This is a genomic window from Streptomyces sp. NPDC001219, assembly GCF_053597915.1.
The window spans coordinates 64,922-83,924 of the sequence record NZ_JBSFJF010000015.1 but is presented as its reverse complement, the minus strand read 5'-3'; the positions used below and the strand labels follow the sequence as shown (position 1 = coordinate 83,924).

The window sequence follows — 19,003 nt, the reverse complement described above, 5'->3', positions numbered from 1 at the left end:
AACATCGCCGGCTCGGCCTGGGAGGTGGTGGCGTCCACGGGCCGGGAAGAGACCATGCCGCGTTACCCGTTCGGCATCGAGATTGGGCTAAACCGCGGGCCGCCGCTGCCCTAGAGACCGCCAGCGGCGCGTCCGCGTTCGTCCCGCAGCGCGCAAGGTCATGCCGTCGACGAAGTCAGCTTTCGATCGCTGGGCCAGGGCGTGGCTGCTAGTGGGCCGGTTGCGGCACTCTGGGGCAAAGCGTTACGACCACTCGTACACGACCGGATCAGCGATTGGTGTAGCGAGCGACAAAAGCCCGTTCCGCATCCGAGAGACGCCGCGGAGAACCGGAGTCCAAGTTGTACGCGACGATCTTGGTGGTGGCTTCGACGTACAGTTGCTCGGCATCTCTGATCGCGTAGGCGAGTTCAAAGGTGGCGGCGGAAGCGTTCGTGACCCAGACCTGCACATCGACGGGTGCGGACCCGTAGAAGAGGGGGGTGCGGTAGTCGATGACGGTTCGGCTCACAACGAAGGCATTCTGGCGCCGCTCTTCCTCGTTCGCAGGGATGATTTCCTGGAACATCCGCGTGCGGGCTTCCTCCATGTAGCTGAGGAATTGCGCGTTGTTGACGTGACCGTAGGCATCAGCGTCGCTCCAGCGCAGCGGACAGGCATAGGTGTACTGGTGCACGGAATCGGTTCTTCCTTCAGGCTTCGTAATGGGCGAGCAGGTCATGGCACACCAGGGCAGGAAACTCGGCGCCGATCAGAATGTCTTTGTCGGTGACTCACGAGACGAGTTCGGCTTGGATTCCACGGGCTACATCTCGGGAAGAATGGAGCGTCGGCTTGTTCCCGGTCAGGTCTCGCTGGATTTCACGCAATAGGCTTTGCTGCTGGTCGAGTTCACTGAGGAGCTGCTGCACTCGGCCGGCGGCAGCGTCGGGGGCAGCTGGCAAGGCAATCCGTGTGAGCCTCTTCAACTCGGCTCGCACGTCTCCGTGTATGGCGGCGGGCGGCACACGAGCAATCAGCGTGGCGGGCGATACTTGCGAGACGCCCCATTCCCCGGGTGCTTCCTCAACTGCCCAGATCACATTGCGAGTCGATGGCGATAGCGTCAGCTGGGAGGCTGGCCCCACGAGGCGGCTGAGTGCGGGCAGGGGAATTCCGTCCTTGCCGGCCTTGGCCGCGGCCTTCTGTGCGCTGTCGACCACCAGACGCGCGGTGCGCAGGTCCATGTCGCGGAGCCGATCCGCTTCCGCAATGCGCGCCTTGGCGCGGCTGCGTTCATGCGCCGTGTTGTGCGTTTCCTCTGCCCATGCGTTGCGCGGGCCGCCCAACGCATCCCGCTGGGAGTCCGGTTCCGCTTCCACCCAGGTCATCACGACGAAGCGACAGTCGGGCATGATCGCCGGGTAGGCCACGTGGCTGACGATCTCGATCGTCTTCCAGCCGAGGGTGGGGACGCTGGCCAGGAAAACGTGGCCGTCGCGGTGCTCAACGAGGTCGGCGTCCGCGTCCCAGATCTTCTGGATCTCGGGGTTCTTCTTAACGTCCGCGATCAGTTCCTGAAGATCAGCATCACCCCCGTGGGTGGTGAGCGCGAAGCGCAGCATCCGGACGAACACCGCGGCGTGCTTGTGCCAGTCGTGGTAGGTGGCACGCCCTTCCGGGGTGGTCAACGCCCACCTGATGATGTTGGCGCGAGGCTCCATGACCCACGGCCACAGCTCGGCCATGGCCTTGTTGTAGGCGAGGATGTTCCAGTTGCGGTCGGACAGGTAGGTCGGCGAGGGCATCTGGCGGTCGATGAGCAGCCTCAGGGCCGGCCCGAGCTCGGGTCGACCGTCAGCTGTCGAGGCCCGCAGGTAGGTGCCGACGTTGTAGAGCAGCAGAGCGTGGCGCTCGTCCGCATCCAGCTTCAGCAGGTCCGCCAAGGCATCACACTGGGTCTGGGAGAACCGCGGGGTCGCGCCGCGCTCGATCGTGCGGTACGTGCGCTCACCGATTCCCAGGGCACGCGCTAGGACGATCTGGTTGACGCCGGCAGCCTTCCGCCACCGCTTCAGCATCCCGCCGAAGCCCATGTACTGCCCGGCTACTCCGATCTTCGCAGCCGCGTCACTGTCGGCCCGCCGCGTCGCGGCCATCAGCCTCTCCCTGTCATTGCGTTGGCGTGACAGGAGACACCCGCTTTCGGGCATACAAAAAGAGGGACAGTGCAATCGCCGTCCCCCGCCCTTAACGTCTCCCCACCTAAAACCATACGCGTTATTTTAACGATCTTGACCACGTGTGGCGGCAACCACATACCCACCAGAATGTGACTGCCGAGTATCAACCAGAGGTCCCGATGGCCGCGTCATAGATCATCCGCGAACCGAACCTCTCCCTCTCGCGCTTACGCCTGATCCTCGAAACCGGCAAATGATTCCGAATTCCACGCCCCCTTGCCGGCATAGACCAGCAACGCGATCACCCCTGCCGCACCGACCGCATGCCTCATCCCACCCAATCTGCAAGAGGGTTGGGCGCTGAAATCCGCCCTGACGGATCGCCCACAAACACGCGGACTGTGCAGCCGAAAGGGCATGCGGTCTGCTTTGGCGATTCAACAGGGCGCGGCAGCTTCAGACATAGGGGGCCGAATGGATTTTGACATCTGCCCCCTCAGCCCAAATCGGACCCCATACCCCTAAGTCTGCGCTCAGCCATCGCCTCCGCGGGCCACAGAAGCAGCAAGGGCGTCGCCCTGCTCGCTGGCCGCGATGAGCACTTCAACCACGAACCGGGCATCTCGCCCTCGCGCGCCCGCCTGATCTGCGAAACCGGCAAATGTTTGCCGATTTTGGCGACCGCCCCCGAACGGCGGTCTAGACCAGCAAATGGATCAACTCTCCCGGGCCACCAACCTTCCCCATCTCCCGTAATTGGCAAGGGCATTGCGTGCCGCAGGCCCGCCCTGGCAGGCTTCCGCAAACTAACGACCTATGCAGCCATAACGGGCATACGGTCAGCTTTGACGGAGCTTCCAGGCGTTGGCTTAAATCCTTATGGCCAGCCGGCCCAACAGCCGTGACCACACGAGAAAGAGGGGCACCGTGAAGATCACTTCCGAGTGCGTCGTTGGTGATCATCCTGCTGCCCGCGCCCTGCCCCGCCGCCTGTGTCGGCAGAAGCGGGTGCCGCCGCCCTCTCGCGCGAATTGTAGAGAGTCCTTTAGCAAGGTCTGGATCTTGCCGCAGAGCCTGCATATGTTCGTCGTCCCTCGCCGGGCACCCCGCCCGGCGGCAGACGGCATGAGGAGCCATATGTAGAACGCATGATCCAGCAGGGCGACATAGCCCCGAAAACAGCGACGGCGCCCATGGAGCCGCAAACTCCTGGACGCCGACCGCCTGATGGCACTCCTGCCCCGGCAAGGGCAGCGATTACCCACCTTCACCGCACCGGCCCTTTCCACGGGGCACACCGGCGCGGGTTTCACTACGTAGGAGAGTGTTACATGCCGCCTGCCCTGCGCAAAAGGCCGGTTTCACCGGCCAGCGCGGCAGCCGCTTTCGCTTGCCCGGCCAGGCGCCGTGATACGGCGGTGTCCCGATGAGCGTGGACGCCCGGGAGTGGGTGTGGGAGCACAGCGTCAGCCGCGGGAACGCCCGCTTGGTCCTGCTGGCTCTGGCTGACCGGGTACCCGACGACCAGTGTGTCGCCTGGGCATCCCTCACCTCGCTGATGCGACGGACGAACGCCAGTCGTAACGCTGTGCGCGCCGCCCTCACCGCACTGTCCGATGCAGACGAGCTGGAGGTGCTCGACGGCTACGAGGGCCCGCAGCACAGCACCGTCTACCGGCTGACGCGCACGGCTGCGTGGATCGCCAAGGTCGCGACCGTCAGGAAGGACGACCCTGACGCCTACGTCGAACCTCTGACAGACACCGACCCGGTGCCCGAGGTGGAGGGCGGGCGGCTCCGGAAGTACGGCATCTGGCCGAAGGCGGGGGCGGAATCCGCCCCCCGTCGTCAGGATCTGCCCCGGTCGGAATCTGCACCCCCTCGTCGGAACCTGACCCCTCCCCGGGGCGGAATCCGACCCCCCTCCGGGGCAGAACCTGACCCCCAGAACCGTAGTGAACCGAAGGTGAACCGTAAGTACAGCAGCAGTAGTGCTGTCGCTCTCACCTCCGCTACGGACTGGCAGGTCGACGACACGAGCCTGTCCTGGGCCCAGCAGCAGGGACACCTCACACGCCTCGGCGAGGACGGCCTGCAGGCCGCCGACGCGAAGTGGCGCCACCACCGCAGCGCCTGGAGCCCGCGCTCCGCCGCAGCCTGGGCTGCCGACTGGCGGTCCTGGATCGCCCGCGAGCACAGCCCCACACCCCAGCGCCCGAACCTCTACGCCCTGCCCGGCGGCACACCCGAGCCGCAGGCCGGCATGACCCGCGCCGACGCGCACATGGCCGCCCTGCTCGCCGCCGTCGACGAACCGACTGGAACGGAGTAACTACCTTGAACCGCCGCGAAGTTGCTGCCGTGATCACCTACGTCGGACGACTGGACCCCCGCCTCATCCGCACCAACGCGGGCGAGGCCCGCGACCAACTCAACACATGGCATGAGCTGCTCGACGACGTCCCGATGACCACCGACCTGGGCTGGGACGTGCGCGAGACCTCCCGCAAGCGCATCGTGAGTTCCCAGTACCCGATCCTGCCCGCCGACGTGGCCCGCGATTGGTACGCGCACCGCCGCGACCGTCTGGCCCGGCACACCGACCCGACCCCGATGGCCGACCCGGACAACCCGAAAGCCTGGAGGGCGGAGCTGCTGGCAGCGCGCGATGCCGTGGCTGCCGGACAAGCCGCCCCCTCGGCACACCGCGGGATCACCGCAGGGCGACACCGGCCGGGGCTCAAGGACCAGCCGACCGCGGTCAACGACTCCTACATCCCGCCCGCCGTGCGCGCCGAGCTGGCCCCGTACCGCCCAGCCCGTGCAGCCCGAGAGGCCGCCATCGCCGCCGGCGGCCCCGATGTCCTCGGCGTGCCGTGCGAGTGGTGTCGCGCCGTCGAGGGCGAGCCCTGCCGCCGCCGGCGCATCAGCCTCGACGGCGCTGCCCGGGGCAACGCGCCGCGCACCACAGCACACCCCTGCCGCATCGACCGCGCCCTGGCCGCGCGGTCCCAGGCGTCCGCCGCCTGACCGCAGCCCACTTCTCCATAGAAACGTTCCGCCTCGCGTACGGCCGACGCCGTACCCCGAGCCCGCCTCGCAGCGCACCGCCGCACCCCGCCACCACCAGTGCCGACGGTCCGCGCCCACGAGGCGACCTCCGGAGACCGACATGCGCCACATCACCACCAACGACACGCCTCCCCCCACCCTCCGGGGCATCGCCGACCACAGCTGGCAGGCCCGCGGCGAGTGCCACAACATGCCGCCCAAGGCCATCGACGAGCTGTTCTTCCACACAGCCCGTAACCGCGCGGCCATCGACGAGGCCAAGTCGATCTGCGCCCGGTGCCCGGTGAAGAAGGCGTGCTTCGACTACGCCCTCGACAACGAACTCCGCCACGGCATGTGGGGCGGGCTCACCGAGGACGAGCGACGCCCCTGGCACGCCAAGGTCAACAAGCGCCTGGACTACAGCCGCGTCAAGGCAGCCTTTGAAGGACGCGACATCCACCTCAGCGACGCCGAGCGCGAAGCCGTCACCCGCCACGCCTACGTCCGCGGCTGGAGCCCCGAACGCCTCGCCTACGCACTGCGGCTCAACCTCGAATGGGCACAGGACCTGATGCGCAACGCCGCCCACGCCGTCGCCGACCGCGACCGCTACTGGGAGCAGCCCGACGAGACCGAGCCGGCCGACGACGAGACCGCCGAGGACGAGGACATCGTCTCGCCGGTGCAGGTTCCCCGCCAGGCGCACACCCACTCCCTGATCGCCGCTCTCCGAAAGGCCGCATGACTCACCCCATCGCCATGTCACTCCCCTTCGGCACCGATCCCGTCTTCGCGGTCGCAGCCGTCGGGGTGTTCGCCCTGGTGCTGGCCGGATGGTCAATCCGACGCGACCGGCTGCGGGCACGCGTCCTGCGCGCCGGCACCCCCACGGTCTGGGTCGCGGCCCTCGCTGCGCTCGCCAGCACGGCGTACAGCGCCGAGACCAGCTGGTTCTTCGCAGCTGACCACCTGGGCATGACCGATACCGTGCAACGGGCCGCCTTCTTCTCCACGGCCGAGCTGGCACTGTTCGCGAACGCCCTGCTGGCCCGCCAGAACCTGCGCAACCAAGGCGCGCCTGGCGCGCCCGGCACCCTGGTCTGGGTGCTCACCGCCGTGCAGACCATCCCCGCGTTCGCCGAGTCAGGTCCGGTAGGCGGCACTGTGCGAGCCGTGGTCGGCCCGATCATGGCGGCCATGCTCTGGCATCTGGCTATGGGCATCGAGCTGCGGCTGCACAAGCCGGACGCCGCCTCGCAGGGGCTGCTGGCCACGCTGGGACGCGAAGCGCGGGAACGTCTGCTCTCGCGTCTGGGAGTCGCCACGCGGAATCGTGATGCCGCCCAGATCACCAGGGAACGTGCCACCGAACGGGCAGGAGCCCTCGCCTCACGGCTGGCCAAGATGCCCGAGAAGCAGCGGGCGAATCGCCGCGGGCGCCGGATCGAGCGGCAGCTTGAGACGGCTCTCTCACGATCCGGTGTCGGCACCGATCCAGCACAGCGCCGTGCGCTGCTGGATCAGCTGGCCGCCCGCCGGCACGCCTCAGCCCTCGCCACCGTGATCCTGCCCTCGCCTTGGACCGATCCCGAGTGCGAGCAGGTCGACCACCGTGGTGCCCCGTCCCCTCTCGCTCCGTCCCCGGTGGCTCGGTCGGCGAGTGGGAGGGAGGCGAGCCCGTCCCTGAGCACGGTCCCCGACGCTGGTCCCCAAGGCAATGTGTCGGTCGGGGACGGGGCTGTCGGCGACAGGGCGAAGCCGGGAGCAGGGGCCGAGTCTGACGAGGACCGTCCCGTCATGGTCCCCAACGGCAACGGCAACGGCAACGGCAACGGGGACGGGGACGGGGACGGGGACGGGGACGGGGAAATCCTCGTCGCCGAAACGGGGACCGAACCGCTTGGGGACCATCCCCGCACCATCCCCAACAGCAAAGGGGACCGAGCCGTCGAGCGAGACGCGCACCCAGCTGACCGGCACGACGCGGCGACGTCGGGAGACGACATCGCCGCTGCACAGAGGGGCAGCGGCTCGTTCCCGGCAGCCGTCCCCACTGGCAGCGCAGGCTTGGAACACCCGGCCATCGAATCGGGGACCGAGCCCGTTGGGGACCATCCCGTCACGGTCCCCAGCCACAAGGGGGACGGGAAAGTCCTCGCCGCCGAAACGGGGACCGAGCCGCATGGAGACCGTCCCCGCTCCGTCCCCAACCTCAACGGGGACCGAGAACGTCACGTCACTGCAACAGGAACCGATACCTACGGGGACCGTCCCCACCCCGTCCCCGTACGGCAGAAGCCGAAGGCGCATCGAAGCCGGCCGGGTGCCGGGAAGTCCAGGCGCTCACGGAGGCCGCAGCTGAGCGTCGAGGAGACGGTCGAGCGGGTTCGTCCCCACGTGGCCGAGCTGCTGGAGCGCGACGGAAACGCGTCCATCAACCGTCCCCAGCTGCGGGAGATCCTCCGTGCCCTGAACCTCGGGGGCGGCCGGAACGAGAGCCTGACGCCGGTCCTGGAGCGGCTGCGCGCCGAGGCAGGTACCACCATGACCAGGAGTACGACGTGATGAAGACCTGCCATCGCTTCAGCAGCATCAAGGCCGACTTCGAGCAGGACATCCGCTTCCTGCGCGGTCATGCCGAGCGTCACCAAGGGTCCGCGTCGGCGAAGACCAGCTGGAAGAACTCCGTCTCGGTGAAACGGAACATGGCGCGGGCCCTGAACCGGCACCTTGAGCGCTGCCCCGAGTGCGGCTGACGCCGACAAAGAAGCAGGTCAGAAGCCTGCTTCGGCCATTCCGTCCGGTGGCCCGGCCTAGGCCGGGCCACCGCCCCCGCTCTGTCCTGGAGGGACCGCCATTCCTGAGAACTCCTGGTGGACGCACGCACCGTCCCCTGCCGAGGCCGGCGCTTGGGCGGAGATGCTCGTGCGCTACCAGCTCCTGCACGCAGCCGTGCTGGCCCCGACCGGCCAGTGGCTCGTCCAGGACCGCGTCGATTCCCCCGTCCGCGTCCTCGACGGTCCGACCGCCATGGTCAACCTGGCCGCCGAAATTCAGCTCCGCATCCGCACTACGAGGTACCGAAACCGATGACGAACCCGACGACACCCCCCACTCACGCGCACGGTGAGCCGGAAGCCAACTCGACCTTGTCACGAGCAAGTTGGTGCGAGAGTAGTACTCCCGTTGGGAGTACTACTCTCGCGTCCTCCGCCCCGGGGGTGGCGGAGGCGGTCCAGCGCCAGGGGGCACCGGACCGAGGGGATGCGACCGAGGGCGGCCGGCATCCCCAGGAGGAGAACACGACTCACCCGTGCCACAACCCGCACTGCACGCACCACGCGAGCGCGCCGTCGAGTCAGCCGCCTACGCGCAACCGCACGCCGAAGACCAAGACCAGCAAGCGCAAGCACCTGATCACGAGCCGTTTCAACGACGACGAGAAGCAGTCCGTTCTCGACGCCGCAGCCGCGTGCGCCATGACACCCTCCGGCTTCCTCGCCCACGCAGCCCTCAGTGCCGCGCGGGACCTGACGCGCACGGCGGCCGAGATCGCCGGCGAGCGCGAGATGCTCGCCGAGCTGTTCACCCTTCGGCGCCACCTCGGACAGGTCGGCAACAACCTCAACCAGGTTGCCAAGACTTTCAATTCGGGCGGTGACGCCCCACAGGCCGAAGCGGTGCTCGCCGCCGTGCACCGTGCCGCTCGGCGGGTGGACGACTTCACCCAGCACTACCTGGACAGCGAGCGTGCGGCTGCATGATCCCCCGCGTCCACGACATGGGCACCCGCACCCTCGGCCTGCTGTATTACCTGTACGGGCCCGGCACGCACGAGGAGCACATCGACCCCCACCTCGTCGCGGCGTGGGACAGCCTGGTCCCCGACCCGGGCCGCGACCCCACGGCCACCTACGTCGACCTGCAGCGCCTGCTCGACCAGCCCGTCATGGCCCTGCCCGCAAGCGCCAGGCCCGCCGAGCACGTATGGCACCTCTCCGTTCGCGCAGCCCCCGAGGACCCGGTCCTCACCGACGAGCAGTGGGCCGACATCGCCCGCCGCATGGTCGCCGCCACCGGCATCGCCCCCGAAGGCGACGATGCCGCCTGCCGCTGGGCGGCCGTCCGCCACGCCGACGACCACATCCACATCATCGCCACCGTCGTCCGCGAGGACGGCCGCCAGGCCCGCATACGCCAGGACGGCAAACGCTCCCAGGAGGAAGCACGCAAGATCGAAGTCGACTACGGCCTACGCCGGTTGAACACCGGCGACGGAACAGCTGCCAAGCGCCCCACCAGCGCCGAACGCCACAAAGCCGAGCGCCAGGAAAAGAAGCGCCCACCGCGCGAGGAGCTGCGGGAAACCGTGCGCCACGCCGCAGCCGGCGTCGCCAGCGAGCAGGAGTTCTTCGACCGCCTGGCCGCCGCCGGCCTGCTGATCCGCCAGCGCATCGCGCCCTCCGGCGATCTGCTCGGCTACAAGGTCGCGTTGCCCGACGACCGCAACGAGGACCAGGAGCCGATCTACTATTCGGGCTCCACCCTCGCGCCCGACCTCTCCCTGCCCCGCATCCGCGAGCGGTTCTCCACCAACGTCGCCGACCACGACCGCGATGCCGCCACGGACCGTTCCTCCGGCTCGGCGCGGGTCAGCCCCTCGACCGCGCGGCGGAAGGCGACAACGGCGGTATGGCAGGCCGTGCTGGTCCTCGACCAGGACGACGACGGGCAGATCGCCGCGCAGCTCGCCGCGGCCGGTGAAGTCCTCGACGCGCTCGCCAAGACCTCGGCGGCGCACACCCGCAGCGAACTTCGAGAGGCCGCCTGGGCGTTCGAGCGGGCCTCCCGCTCCCACGTTCGCGCCGAGCGGGGCCACGATCGTGCTCTGCGCCAGGCCGCTCGTGACCTCGTCTACGGCGGGCCGGTGCTCGGCCGCGGAGAGGACGGCGCCACCACCGCCATGGTCATCGACATGCTGTTCTTCCTGGTCACCGCCGCCGCCCACTGGCACGGGAAGAAGGCGCACGCCCAGCAGGCTACTGCTGCCCTCCAGGCCGCCGAGCACCTGCGCGCCGCCTACCAGAGCGCCGCCCCCATGCACCTGGCCGTCCTGCACCAGCGCGGTCGGCGTCTGTCCCAGCCCATGCAGCGCAAGCAGACTGCCTTCCTGCGTCAGGCGGTGCCGGAGCTGGCCGAGCAGATCCTGGCCGAGCAGGGGTGGTACGCCCTGGCCGCCACGCTCGCCGACGCCGAGAGCGCCGGCCACGACCCGGCCGCACTCCTGGCCGAAGCCGCAGAGCGAAGGGAGTTGGACACTGCCGGCTCGATCAGCGACGTGCTCGTCTGGCGGCTGCGGCGGATGGCCGATCTGCCCGCCGACGCATCCGCCATGCCCGAGCACGCCTCCACTGCCACCGAGCCCAGCGCCACCCGCGGTACCGCACAGCGCCCGGAGCACGGCAACGACCGTTCCCGCAAGTCCCGCTGAATTCAACATTCTTAGAGTTGCAGCAGGTCAGGGACTTACGGCACTCTCCTCGTGCCTGGCGAGACGACTGAGATGGAGACGGCATGTTCCGACGCACCCGTGACCGCGAGTTCCGTGACGCACAGCGCGCCGGCCAGGCGCTGCTGGCGATGCACACCGAACTGCCGCTGCCCAACACACCTGCCACAGACGCCGCCACGGCCCCGGCCGCGCCGGAGGCCGCGGAGGTGCCCGACTTCCTGCCCCCGGAGTTCCGGGCGCCGTCCCGCCAGGAGGTCTCGGGACTCATGATGCGCTGGGACCTGCCGCTCGTCATCGACGGCGAAGTCCACGCGTGCCACTGCGGTGCGTACCGGAACTGGATCGTCTTCAACATGCGCGACGACTCGGTGTGGCTGCGCTGCCCGGCCGGCCACGAGACGAAGGAGGAGCGTCTGAGCACCGCCTGGTACAACCGCAACTCCGGTCCGGTCGACCACTTCCACCCCAACCTCGAAGACGGCCTGCGCCACCTCGGCCACTGACATCACGAAACCCCTTCCCCACCCCTGCGTTCGTCGGCACTCGGAGGGCCGCCCCGGTCAGACAGACCGTCTCGCTACACCAAGGGGTTCCGCATGCGCCTTTCCACCACGACCGCCCTCGGCCTGAGCGCCCTCACCGTCCTCGCCCTGGCGGGCTGCTCCGCCAGCCCCCAGTCCGCCGACGCCCCCTCGCGCCGGGGCGGCGACGAGGCGAAGGCATCCGCGCCGCTGTCCTCGGCCGAGCTGGGCAAGCGGCTCCTCGACGAGGACGACCTGGGCGAGGGCTACACCCACAAGGCAAAGCCTGCTGTCCGGGGCGACGACGTCAGCGTGATCGGCTGCCCGGCACTGGCCAAGCTCGGCGGCGACACGGCCACCGGCAGCAGTCTCAGCTTCCCCCGCAAGGCCAAGGCGTCCTTCACGTACACGGGCAGCAGCTCCGAGGTGAGCGAGGAGCTCTACAGCGACAGCGCCACGAAGCTGTCCAAGGACATCGGGAAGATCTTCGACGCGATGGTCTCCTGCTCCTCATACCAGGTCGCCTCGGGCACCAGCGTCATCGACATCGGCGGACGGAAGACGACCGCGCCGAACCTGGGCGACGAACAGTGGAGCCAGCTGCTCACCTACTCCGCCGGCGGACAGCGCAGCGTCGTCAAGCAGACGGCGATCCGCACCGGCAACGTCCTGCTGATCGTCTCCGGCTCTCCCGCACTGGTCGACACCCACGTCGCCAAGGCTGTCCACAAGGCGCAAACTGCCCGGTGACGCCGCGCCGCGGCCCCGCTGCCTTCGTCGGGCAGCGGGGCCGCGGCTCTTGGCCAACTCAAAAGGGCCCGGCACCTGACCCGATCGGATCAGGTGCCGGGCCCATTGCGGTGGCCGACGGCGTTGCTGGGGTGGGCGGAGCGGAAGGCAGCCGGGCACCGTTCCCGCTTAAGGGCTCATGGCCCGAGGTGAATTCCCAGGTGTGTTCCCGGCTGCCACCCGCTCCGCCCCACTCACCTATTCACAACCGCCGGGGAACGCGGTCTCTTCCCGGTACGGCGTGGAATTCTTCAGGCAGAAGTGCAGGCAGGACAGCAGGCGCCCATACAGGTTCCGCAGAGCTGCGGCGTAGCGGTCTCCCTGCTCACGGCGGCGGTCGTAGTGCGCGCGGCAGCCGGGTGACCGGGTCAGGGTGGCGAAGGCCCAGATGTGGCCGATCTCTTTGAGGTGGGAGTTCGCCATCCGGCGGTGGGTGACCACCCGGCTCGAACTGCTCTCCCACGTCAGCGGCGCTGCTCCCGCGCAGGCCGCGAACGGTGAACCGGCTCGGGTCGTCGCCTATCTCCCCGAGCAGCCGGGCGCCGATGAGGGGGCCGCAGCCGGGGAACGAGGCGTAGATCTCGGCGTGCGGGTGTGCGTGGAACGCCGTCGTGGCGGCCTCGGTCAGGTACTCGACCGAAGCACACGCCTGGTTCAGGAGAGCGAGCGCGGCTTGGACCTGCTGGCCCATGGCCTCTTCGATGTGGGGCGGGTGGCGCAGGTGATGGTGCTGAAAGACGGCTCGCAGGCGCTCAGCGTGGTCATCGACGAGCCGGGTGCGGCCGACGGCGGCGATCGTGTCGGCGATGTGCCGTTTGCGCAACTGACGCGCCTTGTCGGGGGTGGGCGCGAGTGCCAGCAGGGCGCGGGCCTCGGCCCGCACGATGCCGTGAGGGAGGTCCTGCCACGCCTCCAGTGCCGCCGGGTAGAACTCGCGCAGCAGGCTGCGCAGTTGGTTGCGGTGGTATTGGCGGGTGTGCACTGCTTTGCGCTGAGTACGGGCAAGGACCGTGACCGCCATCGCCTCCTGGGAGGTCCGAGGCATCGGCCGGTGCCAGGCCCCGTCGGTGCGCACGATGTTGGCCAACAGGGCCGCGTCGGTGCGGTCGCTCTTCTTGCGGGCCGGGCTGATCCGCCCGCGGTAGCGGGCCACGGTGCCGGCGTGCAGCACGATGACCGGCTGGTCTTTGGCGCGCAGGGCGGCAACCAGCAGACCGTGGGGTGTTTCGATGGCCACCGGCACCTGCTTGCGGCTGTGGGTGTGGCTCGTGCGGAGGCCGCGCAGAAGGGCGAGGATCTCCTTCACCCCCTCCGGTGTCGCCTCCACCCTGGTGTGCGCGACCACTTCGCCGCTCTCGTCGATCACCGCCACGTCGTTCAGCGATTCCGACCAGTCGATACCGCACCAAAACTTCGGCACGCGGAGTGAATCCCCTTTCTCGTTCTTTCTGGGCAGCCAAATTCAAGGGGCTATGCGCCCGCAATGCACTGGCGAGGTATGGCGACTTCCCCGGCGTCAGGGCGCTGGATGGTGACGAGGCGATCTCGGCGCAGTCGGACGTCGGTGACACGGTCGTCGCCGGAGAGGTAGACAACGATGTCGGTGTGGCTGTCGCGGGTGCGCTCTCTCACCGCGACGACGTGGTGCGTCTGCGCGCAGCCGGGCAAGGTGTAGGCGTCGCCGGAGCGCAGAGAGCCTGCGCTGTCGTCATAGATGCTGAGCCGGCGCTCGCCCCAGGCGAGGGCCTCGGCCCGCATATGCGGGAGCGTGTAGGTCTGGCGTACGACCTCGGTCTCTTCCCAGTGCCGCCGGCACGGCGCGCACTCGTTGGGGGCTCCCGGATTGGGGCCGGCCAGCCGCCGATCGCAGTACGCATTACCGGTCACGGAGTTTCGGCGGTGGCCGACAACCAGGTTTTCGCGGCCCTTGGGGGTCCAGAGCAGGTCACTGTTGCCGTGGCAGGGCTCGCTGCGGGGAATGTCGAGGCCGTGCGCTCGTTGCCGGAAGCGGTCCAGAGCGTCGCTGAGGCGGGTGCAGTTGGCGCAGCGGCGCCGAGCCGTGGAGCGGCGGGCTTCGAGTGGCTTGCCGCAGTAGCCCAACAGGTGGCCCGGTATAGGCCGGTGCCCTGCGGCGCCCGGCCCCGTGCCGACAGCGGGCCGGGCATCCGCCTCACTCCCGGGATGCGGTGGCGTGGTGAGGATGAGCCAGGCCCGAGCGCAGCTCTGGCACAGGCTGTGCGCCGTGTTGTCGGCGATGGGCACGAGGTCGGGCGAGTGGGTGGCGCACACGGTGAACACGTCGGGGCCGAGCGCGACGCCCCAGTGTGCGGTGCCGTTCGTGCGGCCGATGGCGAGCCGGATCAACGGCAGGGTCAAGGAACCTCCATGAGACGAAGGACAGGGGTGGTGGGACCGTGCGGCACGTAGGCCGTCGTGGTCCGCGTGGGAAGCGCCGTAGTCAGCTGCGACGGATGACGGTGAGCCGGTCCTCCGCACCCTGCGGCAGCGTGCGGCGCGGTACCGGGCCGGGGGCAGCGAGCGAGGAGGCGAAGGCCGCGACCAGTTCGTGGGGGACGCTCGCGCTGAAACCGGCGCACCACAGGTACGGTGCTCCGAGCACGGGCTCCGCCCACGCCTGCCACCCCAGGAGGTCATCGCGCGGGTCGGCGTCCTGGATGAGCGGCCCCAGAGTCTCCAAGGAGACGCTGGCGGAGAAGCCGGGGTCCGAGGCGGTGGTGCGCGGCCGGTCCAGATCGCGCAGCCAGCCTCGTGTGGTGAGCGCGGTGAGCACCGCCTCCGCTCCCTCGAACCCGGTGTCGGGGGCCTCGTGGGCGTCGAGCGCGAGCAGGAGGTCGGTGAGCGCCTCGTGGGGGACGCCTGCGGTGAAGTAGGCGTTCCACTCGGTCATGGCCGAGGCGGGGTGGGGGCGCGCCGACAGCTGCCAGGCCACCGGGAGTCCGCCCAGCTCGAACGGGTAGGCGGCCAGGATCCACTCGGCGCCGCGCAGCCCGTCCGGGCTCACGTAGAGCAGGGTGTTGCGGGAGGTCGGCCACATGCGCCAGCCGAGCCCGGTGAGGGTGTCGCCGATCCGCTCGGCGAGGGCGTCGTCATCGCCGGCCAGGTGGCGCGGGGTGACCCAGTACGTGGGGTCCGGCGAGTTGGGGTGGGAGGGATCGAGGGGGTGGTGCGGATACAGGGGCGCCTCCGTCGTTCGGGCTTGGGCTACTGGTCGGCGCTCGGGCCGGTCGCGCCGCGCCGTCGGCGCGGGGGCGCATCGCTCGGCTCCTGCCAGGTCAGGGCGACCGCCACCGCGGGCGGCAGGGGGCCGAACTGCTCGGCCTCCGGAGACTCGGCGATGTAGACGATCGGCCGACCGTGCTCGTCCACGGCCTCCACCACGCCGCCCAGGCGGTGGGACATGGGGAAGAAGGGGTTGATGGCCAGTCGGGCGGGTGTGTCACGGTCGGATGCGGACAGCGCGTCGATGATGTCGCCGACGGTCATCTCGTGCGGGTGCGATTCCAAGGCGTTCTCCAAGCGGTGCAGGCGAGCTGCGAGAGCAGGGGCAGAGTAGACGTGGCGTACGAAGCGGCTTGCAGTCACAGGGGCTGGGAGGCGGCCAGGACGTCGGCCACGACACCAGCGATGATCTCCGCTGGTGTCTCCGTACCGAAGGACATCCGGTATCCGGGGACTTTCGCGGTGCCGGTGACGGCGATCACCCAGCCCTCGCCCGTCACCCAGTCTTCGTCGGCTCCGCCGGCCCGGCCGTTCGGGAAGTAGCCGAGGTAGAACCGGCCGTCGCGCGAGCTGATGTGGACGTCGGCCCGGTCGTCCACGATGTGGGTGAAATCGGCCCCCGTGAACTGGTCGATGACCTCCATCGGCTGGCCTGCGCCGAGCTTCCACGAGCGGAGCCGCAGTGCCTCAACCGTGGTGGCGAACCCGGGGCGCGTCGTATCCAAAGCCACAGCATCACCTCTCTGACCTGGGGTTTTCCGGAAGGTCGTTTAGGTTGACATGCCGTGGCGGCGTCCACCAGTCCTTGGGGCGGTCTTTCCTGTCTGCCACCGGCGAACTGTCCGCTGTCATCGAATCGAGGCGTCTGACAACGAGCCCAGCCGTTCGGCTTCCTGCCAGCGACCCAGCGGGAGGCGAGGAGGCGGTGCATTAGCCGGTCCAGGCCGCGGCTCTCAGACGTGGCGAGTGTTGCGGTCGGACGTCAGTGTGGCTTGGGCTCTGGATACTCAGGTGGGAAATGCGCGTCGAGAATGTCGACCCATGCTCCGAGTGCGACGAACCCGGTGGTGCTTGCCTGCGCTTCGGCGAGTTGAAGAAGCGCGGCGATGAAGGGTGCCGCCTCGGTGTCGCCGTGGAGAAGCGCCGCAGCAGCAGCGTGAAGGCGTTCATATGCGGGTGGGAAGTTCCGCTTCGCCCACTTGTCCCGCTCCCTGGCGCGGCGGGCGCCGTCCTCCCCGTTGATCATTTCGATGGCGTGGGTCACGCAATCCTCAGTGTGGGAGATGCCCCTCCCACCGAGGTAGACACGGCTGTGCGCCTCTTGTGGCGAGGCGTGGCAGTTGTCGCACTCGACGAACTCGATGTCCGGGCCGACAGGCTCGTCAGGATCAGCCATACGCCGTTCCCTTTCCTGTGCTGGGACGACCATCCAATGCGGGCGTGCCCAGCACAGTCAACACTTCCAGGGCGACTCCGGCCGCCGTCGTTGCGCCCCGCTGGTGCGCGCCGGAGGAATTCCCGAATTCCGTGTTCTCCGTTCAAGTTCCAACGTTTCGGGACAATTCCAGCGCCTACGTCTGCGAGTCGTTCATGCTGACGGACATGCACCCTCGTGACGAAGAAATGTGGCGGGCGATCGACCAGGGTCTCCGCGCGATCGACTGGGAGGCGTGGTTCGGTTGCCCGGAGGGCGCCGAGTACCTCTCCCCTGCGGGTCACGAGGTGACCGCACGCGCGGTGGCCGGCCTCACCGCGTTCTTCGACAGTCGCTGGCTGCCCAAGGCGGTGACTCCCTCCACCACCTCGGGCCGGGCCAGCGACACCTTCGTCGGTCTGGGCCGGGCTGCCCCGGTGCTCCAGTTCATGAACGGAGCCGATCGGGGAGCGTGGGTGGAGGCGGTGCGGTGGTGGGCTGCGTACGCATATCTGGAGGAGGCCGGGGTGCCCGGCCTTGCCTCGGTGAAGCGGGATGCCCGCCGCGACGTCACCCTGTCCCGGTTCCTGCACACCCAGACGCAGGCCCGGCTGGCGCTCATGGGGGCGGCACGCGGACTCCCGGTCGAGCTGGAGCCGGCGAAGGACAGCGGCGGCCCTGGCGATGTCCGTATCGGTCGGGTCTTCATCGAGGTCGTCACCTTCGCCGAAGACCAGAAGCTCCAGGACTACGAAAAGTTCCGCCAGAACTGCCGCGTCCACCTCGTCACTCTGGACAGGGACCGCACCATCTACTGGGAAGGCGACTTCCCCGAACTCCTCAACGGCAACGACTTCGAGACCTGGAAGAAGCGGACCGAGGAGGCCGCCCAGCAGTGCGCGGCCTCGGGGGTCGCGGTCGACGTCCTCAGCAGCGCCAGGAGGCGGCTGACCGTCCACCCCGGAACGACTCCCCTGGGCACCACCCTGACCGGGGACACCGTGGAGAGCGACCAGGGCACACGGCTTCTGGGCAAGGTGCGGGGCAAGTGCGCCAAGACAAGGAGCGGGCACCGCGTGGATCTGGGTGGAGGACCACAGCGGCCTCTTCCACCTCCCGATGCCCTTCGCCGGGCTGTCGCTCGCCGACAAGACCGGCGCACTCGCAGAACTGTTCGGGCCGCTCCTGGGGGAGTACGTCCACGTCGCCGGGATCATCGTCTCGAATGCGGCCCGCCGACGCCTGCCGCTCCCGCCGGACGAGGACGCGATCCGCCCCGCGGCGCAGGGCTTCCTGCGGGGGCTGCCCCTCGACCGGGTCCGCGAGACGATTGTGATCCCGCGAAGGATCCTTCTGCCTGAACAGACGAACCTGATTGCCAGAATGTGCGATGCCGAAGCAGCTGTACTCGACTGGGCCCTGGGGAGGCTCGGCGTTCCCGGGGGTGTGACGTCGCTGCTGGCTGCCTCGTCGGTGTCGCAGCGGGTTTCCCCGCTGTGGACGCCGTGAGCCGGCGGACACCCCGCGTTGCGACGCGACAGCTCTCTCGCGCCTCGCCGCGGCGCCGGTCAGGAAGTGGCGGCTCTCCAGGATGCTCCGAGGTCCACGAGCCGCCCCCGCAGTTCGCCGCGCTGCTCCTCCAGGTCCTGCGAGACGGGCGAGAGGAGATAGACGTTGTCGCGGTACAGGCGAAATCCGACGCGCTGCCACCCCCGAACGATCTTCGCGGTCACACGGTCCCACTCGGCGCGGTCCTTGAGGCGGTGGCTGCTGAGGTCGGTGATGCCAGGTGCGCAGGCAATGGCCCGGCAGCCGGGCATGAGCCGGTGGATCGCCTCGGTGGCCAAGATGACGGCTAGGCCATGGCCTCGCCACTGCCGGTCAAGGTTCACCCGGTCCATGACCAGCAGGTCCGTGCCGATGTACTCCAACATCTCGCTGACCTCTTCGGTGAACGAGCCGGTACGGGGGTCGAGGAGCACCTGCGCGGTCTCGTACAGGTCCTCGGATTCTTCTTCCATGGCCCAGTAGGCATTCCGTCCGCGGTCGAGATGCACCCGGTAGAAGGTCAGCGCCCCGATCGCGATGTCCTCCACGGTGCACGAGGGACAGTCCGTCTGAATGCAGTTGCTGGTCGCCGCCGGGTCCTCGCCGCCGTGATGCGTACGACGCCGGTGGAGGACGGCCACATCCCACCGCTCCAGGGTGTCGGCCTGCGGGGTGTCGCAGAGTCCGTCGTCGTAGGAGATGCGTAGGTGCAGCTCGGTGGGGTCGCCGGGCAGCGTGGAGGGCTCAATCACTGCGGCAGCGT

The 19,003-nt window shown here is 68.9% G+C and carries 20 protein-coding genes; 11 read left to right on the top strand and 9 right to left on the bottom strand.

Features of this window, described 5'->3' with window-relative positions:
- Positions 1-268: 268 nt before the first annotated feature.
- Both ACWC9R_RS12610 and ACWC9R_RS12605 read right to left on the bottom strand, forming a co-directional pair.
- Positions 269-676 carry an acyl-CoA thioesterase gene (locus ACWC9R_RS12610; RefSeq protein WP_450731005.1) on the bottom strand — a complete coding sequence of 136 codons (408 nt, stop codon included), beginning with the start codon at positions 674-676 and terminating at the stop codon, positions 269-271.
- A 97-nt stretch (positions 677-773) separates the two neighbouring features.
- The gene (locus tag ACWC9R_RS12605) at positions 774-2,138 is read right to left on the bottom strand and encodes a helix-turn-helix transcriptional regulator (protein WP_450731003.1); all 1,365 of its coding nucleotides are present in this window, start codon (positions 2,136-2,138) and stop codon (positions 774-776) included.
- A gap of 1,450 nt (positions 2,139-3,588) precedes the next feature.
- Here ACWC9R_RS12605 and ACWC9R_RS12600 point away from each other — a divergent pair.
- The 10 genes from ACWC9R_RS12600 to ACWC9R_RS12555 all read left to right on the top strand — a co-directional run bounded on the left by ACWC9R_RS12600 (position 3,589) and on the right by ACWC9R_RS12555 (position 11,999).
- Positions 3,589-4,494 (top strand): helix-turn-helix domain-containing protein, encoded by a 906-nt coding sequence (locus ACWC9R_RS12600; RefSeq protein ID WP_450731001.1) that lies wholly within the window; start codon positions 3,589-3,591, stop codon positions 4,492-4,494.
- A 5-nt stretch (positions 4,495-4,499) separates the two neighbouring features.
- Positions 4,500-5,192, top strand: a complete 693-nt coding sequence (locus ACWC9R_RS12595; RefSeq protein WP_450730999.1) for a zinc finger domain-containing protein — start codon at positions 4,500-4,502, stop codon at positions 5,190-5,192.
- A gap of 142 nt (positions 5,193-5,334) precedes the next feature.
- Positions 5,335-5,961, top strand: a complete 627-nt coding sequence (locus tag ACWC9R_RS12590) for a WhiB family transcriptional regulator (RefSeq protein WP_450730998.1) — start codon at positions 5,335-5,337, stop codon at positions 5,959-5,961.
- Complete coding sequence (locus ACWC9R_RS12585; protein ID WP_450730997.1) at positions 5,958-7,781, top strand: hypothetical protein; 1,824 nt, start codon at positions 5,958-5,960, stop codon at positions 7,779-7,781. The genes ACWC9R_RS12590 and ACWC9R_RS12585 overlap by 4 nt, the downstream gene beginning before the upstream one ends.
- Entirely contained in the window at positions 7,781-7,972 is a 192-nt protein-coding gene (locus tag ACWC9R_RS12580; RefSeq protein WP_450730996.1) for a hypothetical protein, read from the top strand. The genes ACWC9R_RS12585 and ACWC9R_RS12580 overlap by 1 nt, the downstream gene beginning before the upstream one ends.
- A 169-nt stretch (positions 7,973-8,141) precedes the next feature.
- A complete protein-coding gene (locus ACWC9R_RS12575; protein ID WP_450730994.1) occupies positions 8,142-8,309 on the top strand; it encodes a hypothetical protein in 168 nt (55 codons plus the stop codon).
- 128 nt (positions 8,310-8,437) lie between these two features.
- Complete coding sequence (locus tag ACWC9R_RS12570) at positions 8,438-8,980, top strand: plasmid mobilization protein (RefSeq protein WP_380932636.1); 543 nt, start codon at positions 8,438-8,440, stop codon at positions 8,978-8,980.
- Positions 8,977-10,707, top strand: coding sequence for a relaxase/mobilization nuclease domain-containing protein (locus ACWC9R_RS12565; RefSeq protein ID WP_450730992.1), 1,731 nt, complete (start codon positions 8,977-8,979; stop codon positions 10,705-10,707). The genes ACWC9R_RS12570 and ACWC9R_RS12565 overlap by 4 nt, the downstream gene beginning before the upstream one ends.
- An 83-nt stretch (positions 10,708-10,790) precedes the next feature.
- Positions 10,791-11,231 carry a hypothetical protein gene (locus ACWC9R_RS12560; protein ID WP_450730991.1) on the top strand — a complete coding sequence of 147 codons (441 nt, stop codon included), beginning with the start codon at positions 10,791-10,793 and terminating at the stop codon, positions 11,229-11,231.
- 93 nt (positions 11,232-11,324) lie between these two features.
- Positions 11,325-11,999, top strand: a complete 675-nt coding sequence (locus tag ACWC9R_RS12555) for a hypothetical protein (RefSeq protein ID WP_450730989.1) — start codon at positions 11,325-11,327, stop codon at positions 11,997-11,999.
- A 364-nt stretch (positions 12,000-12,363) separates the two neighbouring features.
- Here ACWC9R_RS12555 and ACWC9R_RS12550 read toward each other — a convergent pair whose 3' ends face one another.
- The 6 genes from ACWC9R_RS12550 to ACWC9R_RS12525 form a co-directional block, all read right to left on the bottom strand.
- A complete protein-coding gene (locus tag ACWC9R_RS12550) occupies positions 12,364-13,458 on the bottom strand; it encodes an IS110 family transposase (protein WP_450730987.1) in 1,095 nt (364 codons plus the stop codon).
- A 50-nt stretch (positions 13,459-13,508) separates the two neighbouring features.
- Positions 13,509-14,414: a hypothetical protein gene (locus ACWC9R_RS12545; protein ID WP_450730985.1), complete on the bottom strand. Its 906-nt coding sequence runs from the start codon at positions 14,412-14,414 to the stop codon at positions 13,509-13,511.
- A gap of 82 nt (positions 14,415-14,496) precedes the next feature.
- On the bottom strand, positions 14,497-15,234 hold the full coding sequence (locus ACWC9R_RS12540; RefSeq protein WP_380932764.1) for a DUF317 domain-containing protein: 738 nt from the start codon (positions 15,232-15,234) through the stop codon (positions 14,497-14,499).
- Positions 15,235-15,260: 26 nt separating this feature from the next.
- Entirely contained in the window at positions 15,261-15,563 is a 303-nt protein-coding gene (locus tag ACWC9R_RS12535; protein ID WP_450730984.1) for a hypothetical protein, read from the bottom strand.
- Positions 15,564-15,637: 74 nt separating this feature from the next.
- Positions 15,638-16,009, bottom strand: a complete 372-nt coding sequence (locus ACWC9R_RS12530; RefSeq protein ID WP_380932645.1) for a DUF317 domain-containing protein — start codon at positions 16,007-16,009, stop codon at positions 15,638-15,640.
- Between the two features lie 251 nt (positions 16,010-16,260).
- Positions 16,261-16,674 carry a hypothetical protein gene (locus ACWC9R_RS12525; protein ID WP_450730982.1) on the bottom strand — a complete coding sequence of 138 codons (414 nt, stop codon included), beginning with the start codon at positions 16,672-16,674 and terminating at the stop codon, positions 16,261-16,263.
- A 44-nt stretch (positions 16,675-16,718) separates the two neighbouring features.
- Here ACWC9R_RS12525 and ACWC9R_RS12520 point away from each other — a divergent pair, with 44 nt between their 5' ends.
- Entirely contained in the window at positions 16,719-18,053 is a 1,335-nt protein-coding gene (locus ACWC9R_RS12520) for a hypothetical protein (protein WP_450730980.1), read from the top strand.
- A gap of 207 nt (positions 18,054-18,260) precedes the next feature.
- Here ACWC9R_RS12520 and ACWC9R_RS12515 read toward each other — a convergent pair whose 3' ends face one another.
- The gene (locus ACWC9R_RS12515) at positions 18,261-18,992 is read right to left on the bottom strand and encodes a hypothetical protein (RefSeq protein ID WP_450730978.1); all 732 of its coding nucleotides are present in this window, start codon (positions 18,990-18,992) and stop codon (positions 18,261-18,263) included.
- Between the last annotated feature and the right edge of the window lie 11 nt (positions 18,993-19,003).

Coding starts and splice junctions, on each gene's coding strand:
- ACWC9R_RS12580 (WP_450730996.1), top strand. CDS start 7,781: ATGAAGACCTGCCATCGCTTCAGCAGCATCAAGGCCGACTTCGAGCAG.
- ACWC9R_RS12525 (WP_450730982.1), bottom strand. CDS start 16,674: ATGGCTGATCCTGACGAGCCTGTCGGCCCGGACATCGAGTTCGTCGAG.
- ACWC9R_RS12605 (WP_450731003.1), bottom strand. CDS start 2,138: ATGGCCGCGACGCGGCGGGCCGACAGTGACGCGGCTGCGAAGATCGGA.
- ACWC9R_RS12585 (WP_450730997.1), top strand. CDS start 5,958: ATGACTCACCCCATCGCCATGTCACTCCCCTTCGGCACCGATCCCGTC.
- ACWC9R_RS12565 (WP_450730992.1), top strand. CDS start 8,977: ATGATCCCCCGCGTCCACGACATGGGCACCCGCACCCTCGGCCTGCTG.
- ACWC9R_RS12600 (WP_450731001.1), top strand. CDS start 3,589: ATGAGCGTGGACGCCCGGGAGTGGGTGTGGGAGCACAGCGTCAGCCGC.
- ACWC9R_RS12590 (WP_450730998.1), top strand. CDS start 5,335: ATGCGCCACATCACCACCAACGACACGCCTCCCCCCACCCTCCGGGGC.
- ACWC9R_RS12555 (WP_450730989.1), top strand. CDS start 11,325: ATGCGCCTTTCCACCACGACCGCCCTCGGCCTGAGCGCCCTCACCGTC.
- ACWC9R_RS12560 (WP_450730991.1), top strand. CDS start 10,791: ATGTTCCGACGCACCCGTGACCGCGAGTTCCGTGACGCACAGCGCGCC.